Raw genomic sequence first — 23,471 nt, 5'->3', positions numbered from 1 at the left:
CGATCGGTTACAAAAAAATAAAAGTTTTCAACCGGGACGATTTGACTATTTTCATTGTATGTCAGACTTACACCTCACGGCCTCTATCATTGCCTTCGACATACTGTCAGCTGCTATCAGGAAAGGGCTATTGGCAGGGGAAGCGTATGCGGTCAACGATATACCCGGCACCGGCCCGTTGGACGACGGTATTAAAAGGAAAGCATTTCTCCGGAGCCTGAATTTCCGGAAAGAAGGTGTTAACTGGTCGGATGCCGAACCGAACGCCTTTGCGCCCTGGTTGCGGTTACAGCAACGATTGTGGCACCTACCGCCGACACAGTTGATTATATGGGCCGCGGGCGATGGAGACGACTATGTATTCCTCAGGATGGCTTGCCGCTGGCTGGAAAACATACCCGTTAATGTTATGGTGGTAAAAGTACCACCGAAACAAAACCACTATAGCCTTTATATATATTCCGATGAAGAACTGGCGCCGATGGCCCATCAGGCTGTACCTTTGGACGACATGAAGCGGCACGCGCTCGCCCGTGAATACGATACCATCGTATCCCGGCCGGAATTACTCAGAGAATGTGATAAGAACGGAATGTTGCAGTTTCTGAAACTTTCAGCTTATGACGACCGGCTGCTGGCAGAATGTAACCAGCGCTGGAAATCCGCAATCAGGGTGATTGGACAGGTGCTGGGACTGAGCAATACCCGCAACAATGTCAATGACGCATTCCTCTGCTCCCGGCTGGAACATCTGATCATTACAGGACGCATCATAGCAGATGCTCCACGCACCGAGTTGAGAGCCTTCCGGGTAAGACTGCCCTACAAACGAAAACCCGCCCGCAGCATTTAGCCATCGGCTTTTGAGAAAATAATACAACCCCGCCTCGGAATACCGGTGTATTTTCATGCAAAACTATTGCTGATGCGATTTCATGTAGTAAGATGGTGGTGTATGTTATGCCTTTTGCCGGTCAACATGCTTGTTCATGCACAATCACCCAAACGGTACAACGTACTGGTGCTTTTTACAGATGACCAGCGTTTCAACACCATCCGCGCGCTGGGCAACCAGGAAATTCACACCCCCAACATCGACCAGCTGGTCAAGAGTGGCACTACCTTCACCCAGGCGCACATCATGGGCTCCCTGGGCGGCGCCGTCTGTGCGCCCAGCCGCGCTATGTTACTGACCGGCCGCACCGTATTCCAGGTACATAGAGACGGAGGGCTTATCCCTGCTACCGAGAAGACCTTTCCGGAAATGTTCCGGGAACAGGGCTACCGCACTTTTGCCACCGGTAAATGGCACAGCGATTTCGCGTCTTTTAACCGCTCCTTCGCCAATGGAGACAACATCTTCATGGGTGGCATGCACCAGGAGAAAACAGGCGGCCACCTGACGCCCCGCCTCCACCACTATGATAGCAGCGGGAAATACAACAACGCTTTCACGGGCAATCAGTTCTCCTCTGTATATTATGCCGACGCCGCCATCCGTTTCCTACAGGAACCGCAACAGCAGCCATTCCTGATGTACGTGTCTTTTACCGCGCCGCACGATCCCCGTACGCCGCCGGCGGAATACCTGTCACGTTATGATACCTCCCGCATCTCGTTACCCGGTAACTTCCTGCCGCGTCATCCGTTCGACAATGGTGAACTTACCGTGCGCGACGAACAGTTGTTGCCCGTTCCCCGCGAGCCCGGCAGCGTAAAACAGGAGATTGCCAAATACTATGCGATGATCAGTGAAGTGGACCACGAAATAGGCAGAGTGCTGCAAGCCTTGCGCGAAAGCGGCCAGTATGACAATACCATTATTGTATTTGCGGGAGACAACGGCCTCGCAGTAGGGCAGCACGGCCTGCTGGGCAAACAAAACCTCTACGATCATTCCATGCGGGTACCGCTGATCTTCTGCGGCCCCGGCATTCCGGCCAACCGGCAAACGGATGCTTATTGTTATCTGAGCGATGTCTTCTCTACATTGTGCGATATCACCGGCATACCGCAACCCGCTACGGTGAGCGGCCAGTCCCTGAATAAAGCCTTTACGCAGCCGGCATTCAAAGGACGTCCCCGGCTTTTTATGAGCTACGCCAATTTGCAGCGGGCCATTGTAAAAGACAACATGAAACTGATCATATATAACGTTGACGGTGCACACCCGGTACAGCTTTTTAATCTCTCTAAAGATCCATTGGAAAAACACAACCTGGCGCCGGAAAAATCCTATCAGAAAAAAGTCGCTGCTTTACGTGCGCAGCTTTATGCAGACATGCACGCCTATGGCGACTTCTGCGATCCTGCAAAAAAAAGCTGGGGATTCCCCGGCAGATTAAAATGGGAAGACGCCCTGCGCATCCATCCATAAAAAACAGCCCCCACAGGCATTCGCCTATGGGGGCCGCATTCATCATCATCCACCATCAATTATCCTGCAGGATCTCATAATCCCCTGACGGAATCTCATACACCGCATATCCATCCTCCATCCGGAGGAATTTTACGTCCTTATTGTCTGCAAGCGGCTTTCCGCCCTCTTTTATATTTTTATTGTCTTTTGCCGGCACATACACTGTTGCATGCGTATTAACGGGAACGCTTATACGCCATTTAAAAGACTTGTCTGTCTTTTCCCAGTTGCTGCGTATCATGCCGTAACCCGAATGATAAGAAGCATCTGCTTTTTTCAGGTCTCCTGCTATCAGCGGTTTCATGATAATCTTCTTGAATCCGGGCGCATCAGGGTCCGGCTGGATGGCGCCGAGATGCTGGTAATACCACACCACCAGGTCACCCAGCAACATCACGTGGTTACCGGAGTTCATAGCCGGATCGGCAGTATTGCCGTTCCATAGCTCCCAGATAGTAGTAGCACCTTCCTTCGCCATATATCCCCAGCTGGGATAGGTAGTGTTGGTTGCCAGCTGATAAGCGATATCGCCACGGCCATAGTTGGTCAGCGTGCGCATCAGCCACTCCGCTCCTACCAGACCGGTACTGATATGACCTTTATAGTCGTTGAGCGTTTTGTCGGCGATATGCTGGAACACCTGCTTTTGTTTGTCTTCCGGCGCCAGCTGATAAGCCAGCGAGAAGATATTGGCAGTAGGCGTATTATTCGCATAGTACCCCCCTTCCTGGTTCAGGAATTTTTTATTGAAGGCCATTTTTACATTTTCGCCCAGCGCTTTAAAAGACGCCACATCAGCGGTATTACCGGTAATAGTGGCAAAACGTTCCATGAGCGTCAGCAGGTGATAATAAAAAGCAGTGCCCAGGAAATCGCCGGCAGTCTTGCGGGCCGGATCTTTGGAATGTATCAGCTCTGGTGACTCTGGTGGCATGCACCAGTCGCCGTAAGTATCTTTGGTGAGGATATACTCTTTCATGTATTTGTCCTTCATATAGGCCATCCACTTTTTCATGGAAGCGTAATGCTTACGAATAGGCTGGTCGTCCCCATATTGTTCATAGAGCAGGTTGGCAATGATCAGGTACGCGGCAGGCCACGTCATGTTATCGGAGTACATCCGCCAGTAAGTGGGCGCCACGTCCGGAACGCTGCCCGCCGGTGTTTGTGCATCTTCGATGTCCTGCAGCCATTTGGCGTACAGCAGGTGGTTATCGAAAATAAAACTCTCTCCACGGGCGCCCACGGCACGGTCTCCCAGCCATCCCATCCGCTCGTCACGCTGCGGGCAATCAGTAGGCATCCCACGGTAATTGCCACGGATGCCCCAGTAAGCATTCTTGTAAATCTGGTTGATCACCTCATTGGACGTTTCAAAATGGCCGGTAGTAGCCATATCGTCATACACCACCCTTCCCTCGATGGCCGACAGGTCCGGCTTCCCGGGGTACCCCGTCACCTCTACATAACGGAAACCATGGTAGGTGAACCGCGGCTCCCATTCTTCTGTATCCTTTCCGCTCAGTGTATACTTGTCCGTTACCTTCGCGGATCGCAGGTTAGCCATATAGAGCGAACCATCGTCGTTCAGCCTTTCTGCAAACCGTAGCGCCACCTGCGTTCCGCTGGCGCCTTTCACTTTCAGCCTTACCCATCCCACAAAGTTCTGTCCCATGTCGTAGATAAATACACCGGGCTTTATTTCCTTCACCTGCAGCGCCTTAACGGTATCCATTACACGGATATTGTTGTTCATCTGCGCTACGAGCAGTTCACCCGGTTTGGACACCAGCTGCACCGGCAGCCAGGAAGCAGCGTTAAAACCAGGCTTGCTCCATCCGGGCATTTCTTTAGTGGCGTCATATTCCTCACCGTCATACTCATTATTGGCGCCTACAGGGCCGGCAGCCGTCACCTTCCAGCTGTTATCGGTAACGATCCTGTCAGTCGACCCGTCTTCGTACACCACATTCAACTGGCAGATCATTTTCGGATAACCGAAATTGGTGACCGGCGGCAGGCCGGAGCCGTTGCCCCTCATGGAGAAATAGCGGCCGTTGCCAAGGATAGCGCCAATGGCATTATCGCCCTGCTGCAGCTGCGAAGTAACGTCATACGTATTGTAAAAAGTCCTTTTGTTGTATTCCGTAGGACCCGGCGCCAGTACGTCCTTACCGGTCTTGCTGCCGTTGAGATACAATTCATACAATCCTACCCCGCTGATATAAGCGGTCGCTTTTTTTACTTTTTTAGGGAGACGGAAATCTTTTCTCAGGTATCTTGCCGACAAGCGGGTAAAAGTATCCGTGGGCCTGTCGCCGGCGAAAGCGCTGTCCAGGCCGATCCATACCGCCTGCCAGTCGGACGGCTGCAACAACCCCATCGTCCAGGACCCAGGTTCGCTCCAAGCAGACTCTTTGCCGTCGCTTGTCCATACTTTAACTTTCCAGAAACAGGCATTGCCCGTCTCCAGCGGTTTACCGGCATAGGTTACGCCGAGCGACTGGTCCGAGCTGACTTTGCCGGAGTTCCACAAATCCGCCTTATCGGCTTTCAGGCTTTCCAGCGAAGAGGCGACCATAATCTGATAAGCCTGCTGCATCACATTCCGCTTATTACTGGTGATCTCCCAGCTCAGCCGGGGCACGGTAGCATCGATGCCAAGCGGGTTTTCACGGTATTCACAACGCAGACGGGTCAACGCCGTCTGACCTGTTTGTGCAGTACAGGCCACCGTGATAAACAATAACAAAAGAACAATCTGTCTGATCATGATAAAAGGTTTTGAATACTATTGCGGGTTTTGAGTCAGGTTATCGAGGTTGATGTCCGTTTGCGGAATGGGCAACAGCAACCGGTTCGTGGTCACCTGGTAAGCGTTGCCGGGTATATAGTTTTTCTGTTGTTTCTCCCGGACACCATGTGCATTCATGGTTTCCACGGCTTTACCGGTACGCACCAGGTCGTACCAGCGGTGATTTTCAAAGGCCAGCTCCACCTGCCGTTCGTGGTACACGGCTTTTCTGAAGTCCTCCTGACCGGCGATATTCAGGCCAGGATCGGGGTTCCCTGCCGTTTTCTTCGGCAGGCCCGCTCGGAGACGCACCTGGTTCAGCAAGTCAAACGCCTCTCCGTTAGGCACAAAAGACTGCTCATTCAGGCATTCCGCGATCATCAGGAGCACGTCAGCATAACGAAGCACCGGGAAGTTATCGTTCGTGCGGCCTACCTCCGTATAGCCGTGATTGTATTTCTTCACATAGGGTATCGCCACAAAACTACCGTTGGCCGCTTTATAGCCTTCCGCCAGCGAAACGTCCTTCCGTTTGTCATTCGGCTCATAGGCGCTGATCATATCCGTTGTAGGAATATTCCATCCGGAGCCGCTGCCGTTGATACTTGTCTTGCTGTCGCCTGTCACGGCGCTGCCGGAAGTATATGGCGCAAATATGTACATGAACGTACTGAACAGGCCTGTCTGCGAGCCCAGGTATTGTATTTCAAAAATGGACTCCGGCCCGTTCTTCTTTCCCGGATCAAAGTTGTCCGCATAATTGGGCACCAGGCCGTATCCCATGGCGGCCGCTTTTTTGAGCGCCGTCAGCGCCTCACTGTATTGACGGCGGGTCAGGTATACCTTGCCGAGCAACGTATAGGCGGCGCCGGATGTAGCCCTGCCGACGGAAGCGCCGGTATAGGATGCCGGCAGTTTCGCCGCCGCATCGGTCAGGTCTGCGATAATGCGTGCATATACTTCGTCCACCGTGGCGCGCCCTTTCGACAACGCTCCTCCGGGCGCCACCACGGAATGGTCCCGCAGCGGCACGCCGCCAAACTGACGCACGAGGTTAAAATAGTGAAAAGCCCGGAGAAATTCAGCTTCGCCGGTATATTGGTCCTGCTTTCCTGCGGCGAATCCCGATTTTACATTGGGAATATTATCCAGCACATCGTTGGCCCTTGAAATTCCAACATAGCTGTTCTTCCAGAAATTGGTGATACACTCCGCCGTGGCGCCTGCCAGGAACTCGTCCACAAACTCCCACTGTTCGTGGCCCCTGTCTGCGGTATTGTACTGAAAAGCGGTGTTATCGGAGCGCATCTCCCCGAAAATCCAGTAGCTCTCTGTCCCTAAAGGCTGCAGGATGTTATATGCGCCATTGACCGCCTGTTCTATCTCTCCTTCGGTTTTATAGAAAGCAGCGCCGTTGATGGATGTCTCCGGGTTGAGGTCAAGGAAACTTTTACCGCAGCTGCATAAACAGATACTGATACTTAAAAAATAACATACCCTTTTCATAAGACACATTTTTTCCTTTTAAAATGACAGGTTAATACCCAGTGTGTAAGTCCTCGCCAGCGGATAATTAGTAAAATCCTCGCCCGGCGTCAGCGCCGTACTGGTGGCGTTACCGGACACCGTTTTGCGGCTTACTTCCGGATTAGCGCCGGAATAGCGGGTGAACGTATGCAGGTTCTGCACACTGGCGTATATGCGTGCCCGTGAAATGAACCGGGTACGTTGCAGCCAGTCCTTGTTCAGGTTATAACCTAAAGTGATATTCTGAATGCGCATAAAAGAACCATTTTCAATCCACGACGAGTTGACATCGCGGTAAATTACCCGGGCGCCGTTGGTGGTGGGCGTTTTACCATCTCCAGGATTCTGGGAAGAGCGCCAGCGGTTCAGCACACTCCTGTCGGTATTGAAAATACCATCGATGTTCTCGAGGTACTGGTTGGCCGCTTTCATCACCTGGCCGCCCTGGGCGCCTGTCAGCACAATGCCCAGGTCGATGCCTTTAAAAGAGAAATTGTTGGTCAGCCCCCATACAAACTTAGGATTAGGATCTCCGATGATGGCAAAATCGTTGACCGGCTCTATCACGCCGTTGCCATCCACGTCTTTGTATTTGATGGAACCTACCACGGATGTAACATGCTTCGGCGATTTGTCCAGGTCTGCCTGGTCTTTATAAATGCCTTCCACTACGTAACCATAGAAAAGCCCAACAGGTTTACCGACTTCGGTAATATGGGTAAAAGAGCCTTCTCCGCTTCTGCCGCTGTAGATAGGATCGTTACGATCGTTGAGCGCCAGGACTTTGTTCCGGTTGAAGGCTATATTGGCGTTGGTGGTCCAGGTGAAAGCTCCGCTGATATTTTCGCTGCTCACACCCACTTCCAGCCCGTGGTTCTGCACTTTGCCGGCGTTGATGATCACGTTGGTGTATCCGGAAGAGAGCGGGATCTCTGAATTGTACAACATCCCTTTGGTGAGACGTTTGTAATAGTCTACGGTCACGGTAATACGATTACGGAAAAGACCTACGTCCACGCCGGCGTCCAGCTGCGAAGACTCCTCCCAGGTGAGGTCCGGGTTACTGAGTGACGAGGTGGCGCGGCCGCTGGCAATCTGATTGCCCAGCACATAGTTGTTGGTGATCACATTGGACATGTACGTATAGTTGCCGATGTTATAGTTACCGGAGAGGCCGTAGCTCACTCTTGCTTTCAGATCGCTCAGCCATGAAACCTGCTTCAGGAACGGCTCTTCTGAAGCCCTCCAGGCGATGGCGGCGGAAGGAAAGGTACCGTAGCGGGTATTGTAGCCAAAACGGGAGGAGCCATCGGAACGGACTGTTGCGGTGAACAGGTATTTATCTTTGAACGCATAGTTGACCCTGCCGAGATATGACAGGATGGCCCATTCCTGCACGTCCTGCGTATAGGAAGGAATGGTGGCTGCGGCGCCTATGGGCTTGATGAGATCATCAGGGTAGTTGCTGGCGTTGATCACCAGCACGTCTTCGCGGGATTTCTGGGCAGTGTAGCCCAGCACCAGGTTGAGCGAATGGTCTTTATGAAAGGTCCGGTCGTAAGTCAGCAGCATCTCTCCCAGCCAGTTGAGGCCATTGGCCTTGGACTGCGAAGAGTTGGGGATGCTGGGCGGCGGGTTGTTGACGCCTCCGAGAAAAGACGGATTGAAGACAAACGTTGATCCGTTACCGTAGCTGACATTAAAACTGCCTTTGGCTTTCAGTCCCGGGATGACTTCATATTCCGCATAAGCCGTGGCCAGCCCTGTGAGCGATTTAATTTTGGTGGCGCCATACTCGAGGGAGTTCAGCGGATTGGCAGCGCTGAACATCCCCGGGGAACTGATGTAAGGCGTGCGGGCGCCGTTTTTGTCCGTCACCGGGATGAGAGGACTTAACCACAGGCTGCGGGTCAGCACGTCTGTAAAACCATTTTCAAAATCGTTGACCGCCTGTGTATGATAAGTTGGCGCAAGGTTCAGTCCTATTTTGATTTTGCGGCCGATATTGCTTTCGATGTTAGCCCTGACGGTATAACGATCATAGCCCGTGTAGCGCAGTACGCCATCCTGTTTGAAATAACCGAAAGAAAAATAGTAGCGGGTGTTTTCTGAGCCGCCGCTTACGCTGACGGTCGTATTATGCTGAGGCGCTTTGCGTAATACGGTGTTGTACCAGTTGGTGCCTTCTCCGTACTGTTCCGGATGGCGGTACTCTTCGGGGATATCTGCATCGGTGGCTGTCTGGCCGCGGGAGGCGAAATCATCTACGATGATGTCTTTTCTGAACTGGGCAAACTCGCGTGCGTTGAGCATCTGCGGGCGGCCTTTTTGCGGCACCTCCTGCATACCATAGTAGCTGTTGACCTGCACCAGCGGTACGCCTTTCTGTCCTCTTTTGGTGGTCACGATGGCGACGCCGTTGGACCCGCGGCTGCCGTAGATGGCGGTGGAAGAGGCATCTTTCAGGATAGTGATATTCTCAATATCATCGGGATTGATGAAGCCCAGCGGGCTTGCCTGTTGACCGAAACTGGCGGCAATGGGAAATCCGTCTATCACAAAAAGGGGATCGCTGCTGGCGCCGAAGGAGCCGGAACCCCTGATTTTAATGGCCGCTCCGCCACCCGGTGTTCCCGACACGGCGCTCACCTGTACGCCGGGTATCTGCCCGGTGAGTTTCTGATCTACCCCTGCTACCGGTAGGTCCTGCATTTGTTTGCTGCTGAGCGTCGCTACAGCGCCGGTGAGGTCCTTTTTCTGCCGGGCGCCGTAACCGATAACGACCACCTCGCTCAGGCCGGCGGTATTGGCTGTTAGCAGAACATTGATGACTGCCTGTGTACCTACCACCACCTTTTTTTCTTCATAACCGATAAAGCGGAAAGACAGCGTTTCACCAGGTGCTGCCGTAATGTGATAGACGCCTTTGGCGTCCGTTTGGGTACCGATAGCTTTACCCGCAACCTGAACGGTGACGCCGGTCAGTGCACCGGAGGTGGAATCCGAAACGATACCGGTAATTTGTTTTTGCTGGGCCAGCACGAGCTGGGAACATAGCAATGGCAACAACCCACATAGCCAGGCATGGCGGTGCCATAGCCATAAACGTGCATAACGTTTAGACATAACGTGAAATCTTTTGTTGAACAATAAATGTTGACTATTGGAAAATTTCAGGCACAACTGTCCTGGCACGGGCTATAGTCCCGTGTAACAGCAACGGTTATACGGCATATTATTCATTATGGAATCTGGCTGTCACAGCCCGCTGGTTGATATACTCAATGGCCCCTCCGGCATAACGTGGAATTTTATCATGCAGTAATACAAAAGGTAAATTAGGGCAAAAATACCGGGCAACTATCCTGTCCCATGCTGAGGCGGTTAAAAAAACATGCGGGGGCATAATTGTTGAAGCGTTTCCGGTGTACCAATTTGTGGAATTATGCATCCGTCATTGGCAGCAAGCGGGCTCATTCCCGCGCAACACGAAGGAGGGCAATCCAACACCAGCTACTGCCGGCGTGCGGCAGATCCTGAAGCAGCGGTGGTGTTATATGAAGTAGCCCGGCGCAGACTGCTCGATGTAAATCAGTGGCACCTGCTGAGCGGGCCGCTCAGCGCCCGCTTCCAGCTGGTGGACCAGCAGGGCGAGCCTGTGTACCGCTCCGTCCGGGAGGGAGATTATATCCGTATCAATCTACCCGGGCCCGGCACCCACGCCGGCAGAGGGTTCGACTGGGTACAGGTGGAACAGGTGGGCAGCCAGGAACAGGTGTATACGGGCATGCGCGTGCGACCGTTACCGTTGCCGCATTCGGCTGACCGGGAGACAGCGCACTTTTTTAAACGTTACGCCACCAGTTCTTTTATCGTAGAGAAAAACGGGCTGGAAGTAAAAGCCAGCGTTTATGGCAGAAATGAGGTCCCGAATACGGGTGTGCGGGGATTTCTGGACAAAATCAGGAATTTATTCACCGCCATCGGCGCCATCCTGGGGATGTCCAAGGCACAGTGGGGCAGCCTGGTAAAAGGTCTTATTGATGGTTAACACCTATTTATACAAGTGCTGGTCCTGGACATAATCGATGCCGTGTTGTTTCAGATACCGGACACCCCAGCTGCTCGCAAATTCGTATAGTGGTGCCAGTGATTTGCCTTCGGCTGACAGGGAGTAACTGACCCGATAAGGTTTTTTTGAAAGAACAGTTTTGGTGACCAGCAAGTCGCGTTCCAGCTCTTTCAACTGCTGGCTGAGCATCTTCTCCGATATCCCCGGCAGGTTCTCTTTCAACTTTGTATAACTGCTCTGCTCCTGCCAGTGCAGGTGCGACAGTATCAGCAGTTTCCATTTACCGCCAATGAACCCCAGGGTGACGTCCACCGGGCAGGTATATGTTTTATCGTTTAGTGTGATCATAGTTCCCTACTTTTTGGTAAGTTCTTGCTCCCGGAATGCATCTTGTATACATTTGAAAGCAATTTTCACTAAATTAACAAGATGACGACCGATAAAAAAATTCCTACTTTATACGAATGGGCCGGCGGTATGCCGGTGTTTGAAAAACTGACAGATGCTTTTTATAAAAAGGTATTAAAAGATCCTTTACTGGAGCCGATCTTCAAGCATATGAGCCCGGAACACCAGCAGCATGTGGCGCATTTTATCGCCGAAGTATTTGGGGGGCCGACTACTTACAGTCAGGAGGAAGGATCTCATCACCGGATGGTGCATAAACATCTCGGCAAACATCTGACGGAACAGCACCGTCAGCGGTGGGTGGCGCTGCTACTCGAAACTGCAGACGAGCTGGGATTACCGGCAGATCCCGAATTCCGCTCGGCCTTTGTGGGCTACCTGGAATGGGGTACGCGCATCGCAGTGATCAATTCCCGGGAAGAGCAGCTGGAAATGGACAAGGAACAGCCCATGCCTAAATGGGGATGGGGAGAAACCGGCGGGCCGTACGTACCGTGATAAAAAGATGAAAAGATGAAAAGCTGATATTGTAACCATGCTACTCACCGTACTTTCATCACATCCATATTTTCTGTACCAACAAAAAAACCACCATCAATATATACATCCAGAAACAACAAATCGCCACTACGTATAGCCGTTTCGTTATTCTCAGGTAACGTATGTCTTCCGGCGTACGGGCAAATGGTTCGCTTTCCCTGAATACCCGCAGGGAAATTCTCTTGTGCGTCCTGATCACCCACCGGTTACGCAGCTCCTCGCCGCGCAGTCCGCAGTAAATACCCAATATTCCATAGATACAGCTTGTTGCTATGATAATAATCCCCTCCATCTACCCTAAAATATCAAATTTTTATAATATTACCTAGCAGTTCAAATAATAGATATCTTTATCCGCCACCGTTCCTTTATAACCAGAACAGATATGAAAACAATGAAACGCCTCTCCTGGCTGTTACTGGCTTTCCTTAGCCACACCGGTTTCAGCCAGCAGAAACAACCGAACATTATCTTTATTTTCTCAGATGACCATGCTTATCAGGCTATCAGCGCCTATGGCAGCAAACTGGCGCAAACACCCAACATCGACCGGATCGCCCGTCAGGGAGCGCTGTTCCGCAATGCGCTGGTCACCAACTCTATCTGCGGCCCCAGCCGAGCAACGCTGCTGACAGGCAAGTACAGCCACATCAACGGCTATACGCTGAATGAAAAGAAATTTAATGTCGGCCAGCAACTGTTTCCCAAACTGCTGCAGCAGCACGGCTACCAGACCGCATGGATCGGCAAATGGCACCTGGGCAACCTGCCCGAAGGGTTCGACTTCTGGCGTATCCTCAACAACCAGGGACAATACTACAACCCGGACTTCATCGGTCCCCGCGATACCACCCGTGTGGAAGGTTATGTGACCAACCTGATCACACAGTTCTCGGTAGACTGGCTTAATCGCCGCGATACCTCCAAACCTTTCTTCCTCGTGGTAGGGGAAAAAGCCACCCACCGCGAATGGCTGCCAGACATCCAGGACCTCGGTGCTTACGATGACAAAACCTTCCCGCTGCCGGCCACGTTCCGCGACAGCTATAAAAACCGCATCGCTGCACAGAACCAGGACATGACGATCGACAAGACCATGCGCCTGAAGGAAGACCTGAAAGTGCACGCCAACTACGAAAAAGGCATCTATGGTAGGTTTACGCCTGAACAGAAAGCCGCTTTCAAAGCGTATTACGAAGGGAAAGTCAGCAAAGAATTCGATGAGAAAAAACTGACCGGCGACGCGCTCGTGGAATGGAAATATCAGCGCTACCTCAAAGACTACCTCGCTACCGCCCGCTCCCTCGACCGCAACATCGGCGAACTGCTGGACTACCTCGATAAAAACGGGCTGGCAGACAATACGGTCGTTATCTACGCGTCTGACCAGGGCTTCTATATGGGCGAACACGGCTGGTTCGATAAACGTTTTATGTACGAAGAATCACTCCGTACCCCGTTTGTCATCAAATACCCCGGCGTAACCAAACCCGGCACCACCGTTAATGAGCTGATGCTGAACATCGACTGGGCGCCTACGATCCTGCAGATGGCCGGCGTAACGGTACCGTCGGACATACAGGGCACTTCCTTCCTGCCGCTGCTGCAATCCGGCGGAGACAAATCGAACTGGAGAAAAGCGGCATATTATCACTATTATGAGTTTCCCGAACCGCACCATGTATATCCCCACTTCGGCGTACGTACCGAACAATACACGCTGGTACGCTTCTATGGCGCGGGCGACAGCTGGGAACTGTATGACCTGAAAAAGGATCCGCAGCAGATCAATAACATCTACGGTGGTAAAGGCACAGAAAAAATTACCGCAGCACTGAAAGCCACGCTGAAAAAACTGATCCTTCAGTACAACGACCAGGAAGCACTGAAAATACTGGAGTCACACTGATACCTTGCCGGTCACGCAAACGGCCATACGTTGCGTGACTGGTCCCTCCCGCTGAAAAACCTTATCTTCGGCCTATGAAGAATTCCGCGACCTGGCAGTTTACCGTGTTAGACAGGCAACGAAGCTTATGGGGCGCTGCAGCAGTCATGGCCGGCTTTCTCGGCACCTGCATCCCTGGTTTGGTATTAAACTTTAGTGTTGGAATAGTCATTGGCGCCGTACTGCTGGTGACGCTCCCCCTCATGTATTTTATGATGACGTGGTCCTGGCGGCAGGAAACCATCACCCTTTATCATGATCGTATGGAGTCTGCTTTGTACGGTACTGTTTACTTCTCCGACATCCGGAAAATAACCCGTCCCTGGGGCGCCAACGCACCGGGAGTCAAACTGCGGCTGGCCAATAGACGTATTTCCTGGTATATGACCCGCAGCAGCCGCGCGGTCAGGCAGAACACACCGGAAGAAGTGGCCATCTTCGGAGACTTCCTCCGTCACCTCGAAGCAGCGCTCAGCAAACAGGAACAAAAACAGTTTAAAACCAGTGACGTCAAAACCGAAGACACCCATCCATCTCCGGCCGCTCAACTGAGCCAGATCAACAACCATCCTAATGATAACACAAGCCTCATTGTCGGCGCAACGTTTATCCTGCTGATAACGATGGTAGTGGCCATGTGTGCCACCCGCGGGAGGAAGCCCGATCTCGCCCGTATGAAAGCCGCTTCGCAGGAACGTTTCTACAGTAACAAACAAAAGCTGGACGAGCTGGTGGCACGAAGAATGGAAAAAGAAGGCGGCGCTTTTCTCTATACTAACGATCACGCAGCTACGATAAAATTGCTGCCTGAAATCAGCACCGGCAATCCGCTGAACATAGAACTGTTTCAATACACAGAAGCCAGCAGGGATATAGAGGCGATCCTCGCCAACCCGGACTCTGCGCAACTGGACATCTACATCATCGCCGGTGATTCCGCCATCCGCAGGATGAGGTCCGATACTTCAGAGCGGCAGTTTTTCTTCCGGGCATACGATCCCCGGCAACATATCCGTCCGGCGGGAAAGCCGTGGGGTGATACCACCGGGCAGTATAACGATCCCGTGCTGGATGTCAGCTGGACTGTTACACTGAAGGACACCTCCCATATGCTGTACGCCATAGACAGGAGCATCCCCGGCATCTCCATGATGCTCAGCCAGATCAGGCTGCATCCCTCCTTCCGCTTTTATATGACCGGCAAAGTAAAGCAAGGCATGAATGAAATGGCTTTCACGGAAGCGGTGATCACGCTCAATAAACTGCTGCATCGAAACAAGGTAGACACGATTACTTTCAGGATCACCCGGATTTAAAGGTCCCGCGATTGCAAAAAGGCCCGGAGCCGCTCGCGTTCCAGCCACACCGGCTGCATCGACAGCCGCACCCCCGTGCTGATCTCCCCGAAAAGCTGCGCGATGGTGTCCGGACTGCCGGCCATGCTACAGGATTCCAGCCGCCCGGAGGCCGACTGGACCCTCGTGAGGCCCACAATACCGGTGAACGCCCGCAGCTGATGCGCATAGTATTTGACCTGCTCCCGGTTATTCGCCGCAATGGCATTACCCAGTTGTGTTATCCGGGCGCCGATCTCCCGGAGAAATCCGTCGAACATATCAAAAGCATACGAGGGCTCATGCTGATAGAGTCTTTGCAGATAGGCGACATCCAGCGCCTGGTGACGGAATTCGAAGGAAGTGGAAGATGGTTTTTCCATATGGGGTATTTTGGGGGAAGATGACTGCTATAAAGATACCGAATTGGCCTTAATTTCTTTGACAATTCCCGGCAAAAGACTTAATTTTGCCCGCTGTGAGAGAAGCCGCATCAGCTTTGCTTTGATGCGGCTTTTTTATAGATAGTTATTATACAGTGATATGAAGACATACTTCCGACTTTTAGCTTTCGCCAAACCGATTAACAAGTTTGCTATTCCCTATATCCTCTGCACGTTGTTGTCAATTATTTTCAGCACACTGAACCTGGCGTTGCTGGCTCCCCTGCTGGCTACCATCTTCAGTAACGTAAAAGATATACCACCGAAACCGGATAACTGGATAGACATCTTCGCAGTGTTCAACTATTACACCGCTCTCGTTTTTAACAAATATGGCGCCGTACAAACGCTCCGCTTTGTCTGCGGCTGTATTGTGGCTTCTGTATTGCTCGGCAACCTGTTCCGCTATTTTGCCGAAAAAACCATGGAAAGCCTCCGTATCCATACCCTGCTGAACCTCAGAAGGGCTGTTTTCAATAACGTGATGGACCTCCACCTGGGCTACTTCAGCAATGAACGCAAAGGCGATATTATCTCCAAAATCGCCAGCGACGTCCAGACCGTACAATATTCCGTGACCGGCACCCTGCAGGTGATCTTCAAGGAACCGGTTACCCTCCTGTTTTACCTGGTGATGCTGTTCATCATCTCCTATAAACTGACGCTGGCCTCTATGCTGGTAATACCTGTTGCGGGTTTTATCATCTCCAAAATTGTTAAAAAGCTGAAAGAACATGCAGTAGAAGCCCACCGTACCTACGGCCTGATGATCAGCTACCTCGACGAAGCGCTGCACGGTATCCGTATCATCAAGGCTTTTAATGCCGTGAAATTCACTACCGACCGCTTCAATAACGAAAACCTCCGCTATTCCAAAATCGGCCGTGCCATGGCCAGAAGACAACAGCTGGCTTCTCCGGTGTCTGAAACACTGGGCGTAATCATGGTGGCCGGTATCGTACTGTATGGCGGTACGCTGGTCCTGTCTAACCAGGGCGACCTCAGCGCTGCTGCTTTCATCGCCTATATCGCCCTGTTCTCCCAGATAATGCGGCCCGCTAAAGCCATCTCCGCCTCTTTCAGCAGTATCCACTCGGGAGTAGCCGCCGGTGAGCGCGTACTGGAACTGATCGATGAAAGACCCGCCATCGTGGATGCCCCCGATGCGGTAAACATCACCGGCTTCGAAAAAGAAATTGAATTCAGGAACGTGTCTTTCGCCTACGGCGAAAAACCCATCCTCCGCAATATCAACCTGACGATCCCCAAAGGCAAAACAATAGCGCTGGTAGGGCCTTCCGGCGGTGGCAAATCCACTATGATGGACCTTATCCCCCGCTTTATCCAGCCGCAGTCCGGCGAAATCCTCATCGATGGCCGCAACCTGCAACAAGTAACCATGGAATCCCTGCGCTCCCAGATCGGCATGGTGAACCAGGAATCCATTCTTTTCAACGACAGCATCTACAATAACATCGCTTTCGGTAAGCCCGACGCCTCCCCCGAAGCAGTGGAAGCAGCCGCCCGCATCGCCAATGCCCACGAATTCATCATGGGTACCGCTGAAGGCTATCAGACCAATATCGGTGATAAAGGCTCCCGGCTCTCCGGCGGACAAAGACAAAGGCTCTGCATCGCCCGCGCGGTACTTAACAACCCGCCGCTGATGCTGCTGGATGAAGCGACCTCCGCACTGGATACCGAATCCGAAAAAATGGTGCAGGACGCGCTCAATAACCTGATGAAGCACCGTACCTCCCTGGTTATTGCACACCGCCTCAGCACCATCCAGAATGCCGACATCATCATTGTGCTGGAAAACGGACAAATAGTAGAGCAAGGCTCGCACCTCGAACTGCTGGCGAATAACGGCCTCTACAAAAAACTCATCGACATGCAGACCTTCGCTTCCAACAAGGAAGAATCGGTAACAGAATAGATAGATTAACAAGGATCTATATATTAATATAACTGTATGTATATTTACGGCCATGATTAAACCCGATGCGATCGATATTGTGGTGCCTTCGTTCAGGCTGACGGAAGCACTGCTGCTGAATATTATCCGGCTGGAAAAACCTGCCGGCTTTGAGGTGAATACCTACATCGTGGCCGACAACCCTGCGGCTGTTATTCCGGAAAAATTAAAAGAACTGCACCAGGCAGGCGAAATACACCTGCTGGTCAACGAAGTGAACCTGGGCTTCTCCGGCACCCGCAACAAAGGCATACGGGCAGGACATGCCAAATGGGTCCTCCTGCTGGACGACGATATCGTACCGCAACCCGACCTCCTGAAGGCATACGCAGCAGCCATCGCCCGGAATAACAATGCGCTGGGCTTTGCAGGCGTCACCTACTTCCCCGAAGCTATCAACGCCGCTACCCGCGCACTGCAAATAAACGGTTCCGTACATCACTTTAAACTGGCGCTGTATTATCCGGAGATCACCTGGGCGCCTACCACCAATATGATGATCAACCGGGAGAAACTTGACCCGGCACTATTTGATATCAATCTGAAAGCGGGAGGAGAAGACGTAGACTTTTTTGTGCGCCACTGGCTGCAATTCAACGAAAAATACCAGTCGGTGCCCAATGCTGTGGTCACACACCCCTGGCATGACAACGGCGCCGTGCAGACCCGGCGGATGTTCCGCTACGGCATCGCCGCCAATCAACTCGCCCATAAAGAACCGGAGAAAAGATATACCTACCGCGATTTTACCAATACGCCGGAAACCCTGCTGCTGCTGCTGGTCCTTTTTCCGGCAGCGCTGTTCACAGGAACCCTCAAAATATGGTTATGCCTGATAGTCGCCGTGCCGCTGGCCGAATACCTGACCAACTGGCTCAAGGCTATCAGCGTCGGCAAAACAGGTTCGCCGGCCGTAGCCTTTCAACTGATGTGGGTAAAAAATTGCTGGGAAGCAGGTTATCTGTACGACGCTATTATGGGCGGCCGCCCGGGGGGCTTTGCGAAAAGAATCGATATGGGCTTCGCGAAAGAAAATCCCAGCTCTTTTCGCACTAACCGGTGGAAAATCGTAAAAACCCTGTTGTTGGTGATTTTAGTGGTGGTAGCCGTTTGTACAGTAAGTAATGCCTCTTTTTAACGTATCCAGGTAAACCCGGTAATTGACATTCTCATGCACCCGGTCATTGAAGGGATGATGCAGGTGATAACAAACAGCCTTCATCTTTACCTTCTTCTGGCTAAGGCCGGAGTTGATAAAACGGGCAGCCAGCTCAATATCTTCATGGCCCCACCCTTTCAACTCATTATTGTACCCGTTTACACGCAGGAAATCCTTTTTCCAGAACGCGCAATTGGCACCGATAAGATTACGGGAACGCTTGCTTTTTTTGATCAGTAGCGGCGCCAGGAACGGAATACGCAGCGCATTGAACCGGTTCTTCACACCGCGGTCAAATGCAGTCACATTCTCAAACTCGCCGGAACGCAGAAAATAACGGGTCTTGTCTTCCGGCAGCAACACACGGCTGCCGCGGATATAATACCCCTCTTCCGCTTCACTGATGTGGTCCTTGATGAAGTTCTCGTGCAGTACGATATCGCCGTCAATCTGGATAATATAATCAGACTCTGTCCCGGTAATAGCCTGGTTGATGATGATGGTCTTCCTGAAACCTTCATCCGGATGCCAGAAATGTTTTACCGGAATAGTAGTACTCCGCTTGAACGCATCAATAACATATCTGGTTGCGTCGCCTGACCCATCATCCGCGATAATCACCTCGTTCGGCAAAACAGTTTGCCGCAGCACACTCTCCAGAACAAGTTTTAACGCTTCTGGCCAATTGTAGGTAGTTACTAATAAGGCCACGGACATGCTATCACCCATATAATCTGAATCTTATATTATTTTTTAATTTTTGTTTCACCGCGCGCGACTGATACTGTCTGGTATAACGCCTGCCTTCTGCTGTTTATTACGGCTGCATACCCGCTTACCCGGCGGTATTGGGTGCATGGATGCTGCTATCAGCGAAAATTGTAGGTCTTATGTCAGTTTCACATTCCGCTCGTCTCATTACAATACCAGCCATTCTCTATTGTAAGCTAACGAATTAAGGTCTTCATATGTTACACATACATTAATACAAAAGGTTAAATTCTTCAATAAAGCAAAAATAACTAATATGGTCTGTATGACAATTAGCGTATTTCTTACATTTATTATCTACCAGGAAAAAAACTTTACGCTATTAAAAATATGGCAATTTTATGCAATTTATAATTAATTATTACAATGACATAATAATTTTTTACCCTACAAGCGCTGCCTGTTTCCTGTTACAGGAAAAGTTTATCGCTGCAACTTTCATGCTAACCTCGTCAATCGCCGGTATCTATCTTCTTCACCAACTCCTCCCGCACAGCTGCCGGCACATTGGACAATAACTTATATCCCGTGGCTTTTTCTATTTCTTCAATGGAAGTAAGATAGGCTGACCACTTTGTGTTCACGTCATTGTTATTAGGCGTATTAACAGCAATCACCCGCGTTTGCCGGGAAACCCGCTTCAGATCATTATTCCCCTCCGGTAACACCACAATCACCTTCCAGATCCTCGCCGGCACATTCACCCGGTTATTGCCAATCTTTTTAGACATCCCCTTACTACCCTTTCCACCACTGCCGTAATTACCCATGATCACATACACCTCATTACCGTTCTTCACCAGCGAACGGGTGTAATTCTCCAGGTTGGACCATAAATGCTGGTTGTGATTAGGCGCCTGCGGGATCATATTGGTCATCAGGAAAGTAGCCTCATTGGCGTCGCGCGTAGCGGTACGGTCGCCCGACGGACAGTTATGCCCCCGGTCAAACCCGCTGCCATTATAGCTGAACTGGGTGACCTGGAACCACCCCTCCGGCACATCGGCATCCGGCCGGAAGTCATTGCCCCTCGCCATACGCCCCAGGTCCCGGGAGGAAATATGCCAGCTTACCCAATTCGGCGTGCCGTTATCCCGGTTGTAAGACAACGTATAATATCCTTTGTCCATCAGGTAGTTGTTGGACATCACCACCGCAGCCGCCGCATTGCTGGGATTGCCCAGCAACAGGTTGTCATCATCACCACGTACAGCCTCCTCTCCTTTCTCCGGCTTCACGGCAGGCATCTCCTTTCCGCCGGCACTCACCCTGATCGCATCAATATTGAGGCGGCTGCCGCTTTTGTCCGTCTTCCGTATCCGCAACCGGACCGTGGAAGAAGTCGTAACGGTAAAAGTGGCCGTCTGCAAGCTGCCGGAGGTTACTTCCACCGTATTACCTACCCGGGTAAAACGCTGCCCACGGTTCACCGATGCCCACAACTCCCACGATCCTGTCTCATCTCTTCCGTAAAGCGCATATTTTAGTGTAACCGTCACCGTGCCTTTCACAGCAATATCAAATTCCATGGTGGCCATCCCGTTATCACGAAGACGCAACGCCTGCGCACCCGCTTTATGGTCATCCTCCAGGCGCCCGGTCACGGCGTCTTTCAACTCCCAGCTGCCGCTGGAGAAGCTCACACTTTCCGTATTGTAATTGGTTTTACTGCCTTTCTCAAAATCTTCCTGTAAGAGGTACTTAGTGGTCTTCTTTTTTGAGTGCGATTTGGCAGCAGTCTTTTGCGGAGGCTCCTTTTCTTTTCTGCCGGCGATCTTCCTTGAACAGGTAGTTACAGCGAACGTGACAAGGATCAGTATAACGGCTACGACTAAACTATTATTCGATTTCTTCTTCGTCTTCTTCTGAGTCTTCTTCTTTGGCTTTGGCATAGGGTCGCGAAGATAGTAAAGAAGATGTTTTCACGCAAAGATATCACGCAAAGACGTCTTTGCGTGATCTAGTAGAACAACTGCGACAAAACATTCCCGGCATCATTGGCCTTTGGTTTCAGTCCCAGGAATTTAGTGTACTGCGCAGCCGTCAACAGCAGTTTGAGCCTGGAGAAAAGTCCGCTCTGCAGACCACTGAACTTAGAAGCATAAGCTGCGGGATTGCTCTGCTGCAATGGCATAATACCCGCTTTTTGTTTCAGGAAACCGGTCACCAGGTCGGTTACCTTGGGTTGCTGCGCTGCTGTAAGTCCCAGGGCCGGCGTCAGCTTCGACAGAATACTGCTGGCCACTCCGCTGTAATTGGCAAGAGGATTCTGCACCGTACCTGCCGTTTTCTTTGCCTGGTCCAGAATGCTCTGTGCTGGTACAGACGCGGTACTAAAAATACACACACATAACATGGGGATAAACACTTTTTTCATGTTGCAGGTTAATTTAGGTGATGGAAATGAAAGTGACAGCCTGTGTACTATAAATATAACAATAAAAACTGTCCGCCGGATTGGCCGGAATGAATAAAAATTTGTCCCGGATACACTAACCGGCCACCGGAAACCGTCCTAATATTGTATCCGCAATTCGCAAGCAACATTTGCCTTTGCCACATTCCTGCACCATGTACGAAGAACGCATCAAAAGAAGAGATTTACTACAGAAGATCACCAGCGCCGAACAAGCCGCCACGTTGTTTAAAGACCAGATGGTCGTCGCCTCCAGCGGCTTTACCAAGGCAGGCGACAGTAAAGCAGTATTAAAGGCACTGGCATCATCAGCTCCTGCTACCCCTCTCAGAATAACGCTGCTCACAGGCGCCTCACTGGGTCACGACACAGACGGGGCCCTGGCTGAAGCAGGCATATTGTATAAACGCATGCCTTTCCAGGTAGATCCTGCATTACGTAAGAAAATCAACAATGGCGAAGTGCTCTTTACAGACCAGCATCTCGGTGAAAGTGCCACCCTCGTGGAAGAAAAAATCATTCCCCGCCTGGACATCGCCGTTATCGAAGCCTTGCTGATTGAAGAAGACGGCAGCATCGTACCTACTACTTCTGTGGGCAACTCCGCCGCTTTCGCCGCCGCTGCAGACAGGATCATCGTAGAGATCAACCTCTCTGTACCTCTTTCGCTATACGGTGTACACGATATTTTCTCCGCCGGTATATGGCCGGAAAAACAAATCATCCCGATCACAGCATCAGGCGCACGCATCGGGCGAACGTCCATCCCGGTAGACCCGGAAAAGATTGTCGCGGTAGTGATCACCACCACGACCGACAGCCCGGCCGCTATCAACGAAAGAGACGAAAAAACCACGGCCATCGCCGCCCACCTGCTGGATTTCTTCTCCCACGAAGTCAGAAAAGGCCGCCTGCCACAGTCGCTGCGGCCGCTGCAATCCGGTATCGGCAAAGTAGCCAACGCTGTCATGGAAGGCTTTATGGACGGCGACTTCCATCACCTCACCATGTATTCGGAAGTAATACAGGACAGCGCTTTTAACCTGATAGACGCCGGGAAACTGGAGATAGCCTCCGCCTCTTCCATCACCGTCTCCCAGGCCTGCTACAACAGGGTCTTCAGCAACTTCGAAAAATATAAACCGCATATCGTCCTGCGGCCGCAGGATATCAGCAACGCAGCGGAAGTCATACGCCGCCTGGGCGTCATCAGCATCAATACGGCCATCGAATGCGATATCTACGGCAACGTCAACTCCACTCACATTGGCGGCACCGCCATGATGAACGGTATCGGCGGCTCCAACGATTTCGCCCGCAACGCCTACCTGGGCATATTCGTCACACAGTCATCTTCCAAAGCCGGCGGTATTTCGCACATTGTTCCAATGGCTTCTCATATAGACAATACTGAACATGATGTCGACATTATAGTAACAGAGAACGGCCTGGCTGATTTACGGGGACTTGCGCCCCGGGAACGGGCAAGACTGATCATATCCAAATGCGCGCATGCCAGCTACAAAGACGAACTGAACAACTATTTTACCAACGCCTGCAACCGCGGAGGCCACACGCCTCACCTGCTGCAGGAGGCCCTTAGCTGGCATAACCGCTTTATCGAAAACGGGACCATGCTTAAAACTGTTCATGTATAGTGTG

18 protein-coding genes are annotated in these 23,471 nt (G+C 51.5%); 9 read left to right on the top strand and 9 right to left on the bottom strand.

Annotated elements, in window-relative coordinates; all coding sequences use genetic code 11:
- Positions 1–58 precede the first annotated feature (58 nt).
- Together HF324_RS11685 and HF324_RS11680 are read left to right on the top strand one after the other, a co-directional pair.
- A complete protein-coding gene (locus HF324_RS11685; protein WP_168859832.1) occupies positions 59–853 on the top strand; it encodes a DUF3658 domain-containing protein in 795 nt (264 codons plus the stop codon).
- 72 nt (positions 854–925) lie between these two features.
- Positions 926–2,377, top strand: a complete 1,452-nt coding sequence (locus tag HF324_RS11680; protein WP_168802630.1) for a sulfatase family protein — start codon at positions 926–928, stop codon at positions 2,375–2,377.
- A gap of 55 nt (positions 2,378–2,432) precedes the next feature.
- Here the strand turns inward: HF324_RS11680 and HF324_RS11675 are convergent, their stop codons facing one another.
- From HF324_RS11675 to HF324_RS11665, 3 genes are read right to left on the bottom strand one after another with little or no spacing between them, the layout of a single operon-like run.
- Complete coding sequence (locus tag HF324_RS11675) at positions 2,433–5,192, bottom strand: glycoside hydrolase family 78 protein (RefSeq protein WP_220101300.1); 2,760 nt, start codon at positions 5,190–5,192, stop codon at positions 2,433–2,435.
- An 18-nt stretch (positions 5,193–5,210) separates the two neighbouring features.
- Entirely contained in the window at positions 5,211–6,719 is a 1,509-nt protein-coding gene (locus HF324_RS11670; protein ID WP_168859831.1) for a RagB/SusD family nutrient uptake outer membrane protein, read from the bottom strand.
- An 18-nt stretch (positions 6,720–6,737) separates the two neighbouring features.
- On the bottom strand, positions 6,738–9,866 hold the full coding sequence (locus HF324_RS11665) for a SusC/RagA family TonB-linked outer membrane protein (protein WP_168859830.1): 3,129 nt from the start codon (positions 9,864–9,866) through the stop codon (positions 6,738–6,740).
- Between the two features lie 319 nt (positions 9,867–10,185).
- Here HF324_RS11665 and HF324_RS11660 point away from each other — a divergent pair, with 319 nt between their 5' ends.
- Positions 10,186–10,791, top strand: a complete 606-nt coding sequence (locus HF324_RS11660; protein ID WP_168859829.1) for a hypothetical protein — start codon at positions 10,186–10,188, stop codon at positions 10,789–10,791.
- Positions 10,792–10,794: 3 nt separating this feature from the next.
- Here HF324_RS11660 and HF324_RS11655 read toward each other — a convergent pair whose 3' ends face one another.
- Positions 10,795–11,160, bottom strand: a complete 366-nt coding sequence (locus HF324_RS11655) for a winged helix-turn-helix transcriptional regulator (protein WP_168802626.1) — start codon at positions 11,158–11,160, stop codon at positions 10,795–10,797.
- Between the two features lie 81 nt (positions 11,161–11,241).
- On the opposite strand from HF324_RS11655, the gene HF324_RS11650 reads away from it, so the two are divergent.
- The gene (locus HF324_RS11650) at positions 11,242–11,718 is read left to right on the top strand and encodes a group II truncated hemoglobin (RefSeq protein ID WP_168802625.1); all 477 of its coding nucleotides are present in this window, start codon (positions 11,242–11,244) and stop codon (positions 11,716–11,718) included.
- A gap of 58 nt (positions 11,719–11,776) precedes the next feature.
- Here HF324_RS11650 and HF324_RS11645 read toward each other — a convergent pair whose 3' ends face one another.
- Entirely contained in the window at positions 11,777–12,052 is a 276-nt protein-coding gene (locus HF324_RS11645; RefSeq protein WP_168859828.1) for a hypothetical protein, read from the bottom strand.
- Positions 12,053–12,145: 93 nt separating this feature from the next.
- Between HF324_RS11645 and HF324_RS11640 the strand changes: the two genes are divergently transcribed.
- Together HF324_RS11640 and HF324_RS11635 are read left to right on the top strand one after the other, a co-directional pair.
- Positions 12,146–13,669: a sulfatase family protein gene (locus HF324_RS11640; RefSeq protein WP_168802623.1), complete on the top strand. Its 1,524-nt coding sequence runs from the start codon at positions 12,146–12,148 to the stop codon at positions 13,667–13,669.
- A gap of 74 nt (positions 13,670–13,743) precedes the next feature.
- Entirely contained in the window at positions 13,744–15,024 is a 1,281-nt protein-coding gene (locus tag HF324_RS11635) for a hypothetical protein (protein ID WP_168859827.1), read from the top strand.
- Here the strand turns inward: HF324_RS11635 and HF324_RS11630 are convergent.
- Positions 15,021–15,425, bottom strand: a complete 405-nt coding sequence (locus HF324_RS11630) for an Hpt domain-containing protein (RefSeq protein ID WP_168802621.1) — start codon at positions 15,423–15,425, stop codon at positions 15,021–15,023. The genes HF324_RS11635 and HF324_RS11630 overlap by 4 nt on opposite strands.
- A gap of 160 nt (positions 15,426–15,585) precedes the next feature.
- On the opposite strand from HF324_RS11630, the gene HF324_RS11625 reads away from it, so the two are divergent.
- Together HF324_RS11625 and HF324_RS11620 are read left to right on the top strand one after the other, a co-directional pair.
- Entirely contained in the window at positions 15,586–17,424 is a 1,839-nt protein-coding gene (locus HF324_RS11625; RefSeq protein ID WP_168802620.1) for an ABC transporter ATP-binding protein, read from the top strand.
- A gap of 52 nt (positions 17,425–17,476) precedes the next feature.
- On the top strand, positions 17,477–18,601 hold the full coding sequence (locus HF324_RS11620; RefSeq protein WP_168859826.1) for a glycosyltransferase family 2 protein: 1,125 nt from the start codon (positions 17,477–17,479) through the stop codon (positions 18,599–18,601).
- Here the strand turns inward: HF324_RS11620 and HF324_RS11615 are convergent.
- The 3 genes from HF324_RS11615 to HF324_RS11605 all read right to left on the bottom strand — a co-directional run bounded on the left by HF324_RS11615 (position 18,557) and on the right by HF324_RS11605 (position 21,770).
- On the bottom strand, positions 18,557–19,273 hold the full coding sequence (locus HF324_RS11615; RefSeq protein WP_246269503.1) for a glycosyltransferase family 2 protein: 717 nt from the start codon (positions 19,271–19,273) through the stop codon (positions 18,557–18,559). The two genes, HF324_RS11620 and HF324_RS11615, sit on opposite strands and share 45 nt — an antisense overlap.
- 572 nt (positions 19,274–19,845) lie before the next feature.
- A complete protein-coding gene (locus tag HF324_RS11610; protein WP_168859825.1) occupies positions 19,846–21,285 on the bottom strand; it encodes a DNA/RNA non-specific endonuclease in 1,440 nt (479 codons plus the stop codon).
- Between the two features lie 68 nt (positions 21,286–21,353).
- Positions 21,354–21,770 (bottom strand): hypothetical protein, encoded by a 417-nt coding sequence (locus HF324_RS11605; RefSeq protein ID WP_168859824.1) that lies wholly within the window; start codon positions 21,768–21,770, stop codon positions 21,354–21,356.
- 194 nt (positions 21,771–21,964) lie between these two features.
- Between HF324_RS11605 and scpC the strand changes: the two genes are divergently transcribed.
- Entirely contained in the window at positions 21,965–23,467 is a 1,503-nt protein-coding gene (gene scpC / locus HF324_RS11600) for a succinyl-CoA:acetate CoA-transferase ScpC (protein ID WP_168802616.1), read from the top strand.
- Positions 23,468–23,471: the final 4 nt, after the last annotated feature.

This window comes from Chitinophaga oryzae, assembly GCF_012516375.2.
In the GTDB taxonomy this organism is placed as follows: Bacteria; Bacteroidota; Bacteroidia; order Chitinophagales; family Chitinophagaceae; genus Chitinophaga; species Chitinophaga oryzae.
Note: the sequence above shows the minus strand (reverse complement) of the source record. Positions and strands in the feature narration are given on the sequence as shown.

What these genes read in the sequence shown, in the direction of transcription:
- HF324_RS11680 (WP_168802630.1), top strand. Translation starts at nt 926, where the DNA reads ATGCGATTTCATGTAGTAAGATGGTGGTGTATGTTATGCCTTTTGCCG.
- HF324_RS11670 (WP_168859831.1), bottom strand. Translation starts at nt 6,719, where the DNA reads ATGAAAAGGGTATGTTATTTTTTAAGTATCAGTATCTGTTTATGCAGC.
- HF324_RS11665 (WP_168859830.1), bottom strand. Translation starts at nt 9,866, where the DNA reads ATGTCTAAACGTTATGCACGTTTATGGCTATGGCACCGCCATGCCTGG.
- HF324_RS11660 (WP_168859829.1), top strand. Translation starts at nt 10,186, where the DNA reads ATGCATCCGTCATTGGCAGCAAGCGGGCTCATTCCCGCGCAACACGAA.
- HF324_RS11610 (WP_168859825.1), bottom strand. Translation starts at nt 21,285, where the DNA reads ATGCCAAAGCCAAAGAAGAAGACTCAGAAGAAGACGAAGAAGAAATCG.
- scpC (WP_168802616.1), top strand. Translation starts at nt 21,965, where the DNA reads ATGTACGAAGAACGCATCAAAAGAAGAGATTTACTACAGAAGATCACC.
- HF324_RS11685 (WP_168859832.1), top strand. Translation starts at nt 59, where the DNA reads ATGTCAGACTTACACCTCACGGCCTCTATCATTGCCTTCGACATACTG.
- HF324_RS11605 (WP_168859824.1), bottom strand. Translation starts at nt 21,770, where the DNA reads ATGAAAAAAGTGTTTATCCCCATGTTATGTGTGTGTATTTTTAGTACC.
- HF324_RS11635 (WP_168859827.1), top strand. Translation starts at nt 13,744, where the DNA reads ATGAAGAATTCCGCGACCTGGCAGTTTACCGTGTTAGACAGGCAACGA.
- HF324_RS11645 (WP_168859828.1), bottom strand. Translation starts at nt 12,052, where the DNA reads ATGGAGGGGATTATTATCATAGCAACAAGCTGTATCTATGGAATATTG.
- HF324_RS11640 (WP_168802623.1), top strand. Translation starts at nt 12,146, where the DNA reads ATGAAAACAATGAAACGCCTCTCCTGGCTGTTACTGGCTTTCCTTAGC.
- HF324_RS11630 (WP_168802621.1), bottom strand. Translation starts at nt 15,425, where the DNA reads ATGGAAAAACCATCTTCCACTTCCTTCGAATTCCGTCACCAGGCGCTG.
- HF324_RS11650 (WP_168802625.1), top strand. Translation starts at nt 11,242, where the DNA reads ATGACGACCGATAAAAAAATTCCTACTTTATACGAATGGGCCGGCGGT.
- HF324_RS11625 (WP_168802620.1), top strand. Translation starts at nt 15,586, where the DNA reads ATGAAGACATACTTCCGACTTTTAGCTTTCGCCAAACCGATTAACAAG.
- HF324_RS11620 (WP_168859826.1), top strand. Translation starts at nt 17,477, where the DNA reads ATGATTAAACCCGATGCGATCGATATTGTGGTGCCTTCGTTCAGGCTG.
- HF324_RS11655 (WP_168802626.1), bottom strand. Translation starts at nt 11,160, where the DNA reads ATGATCACACTAAACGATAAAACATATACCTGCCCGGTGGACGTCACC.
- HF324_RS11675 (WP_220101300.1), bottom strand. Translation starts at nt 5,192, where the DNA reads ATGATCAGACAGATTGTTCTTTTGTTATTGTTTATCACGGTGGCCTGT.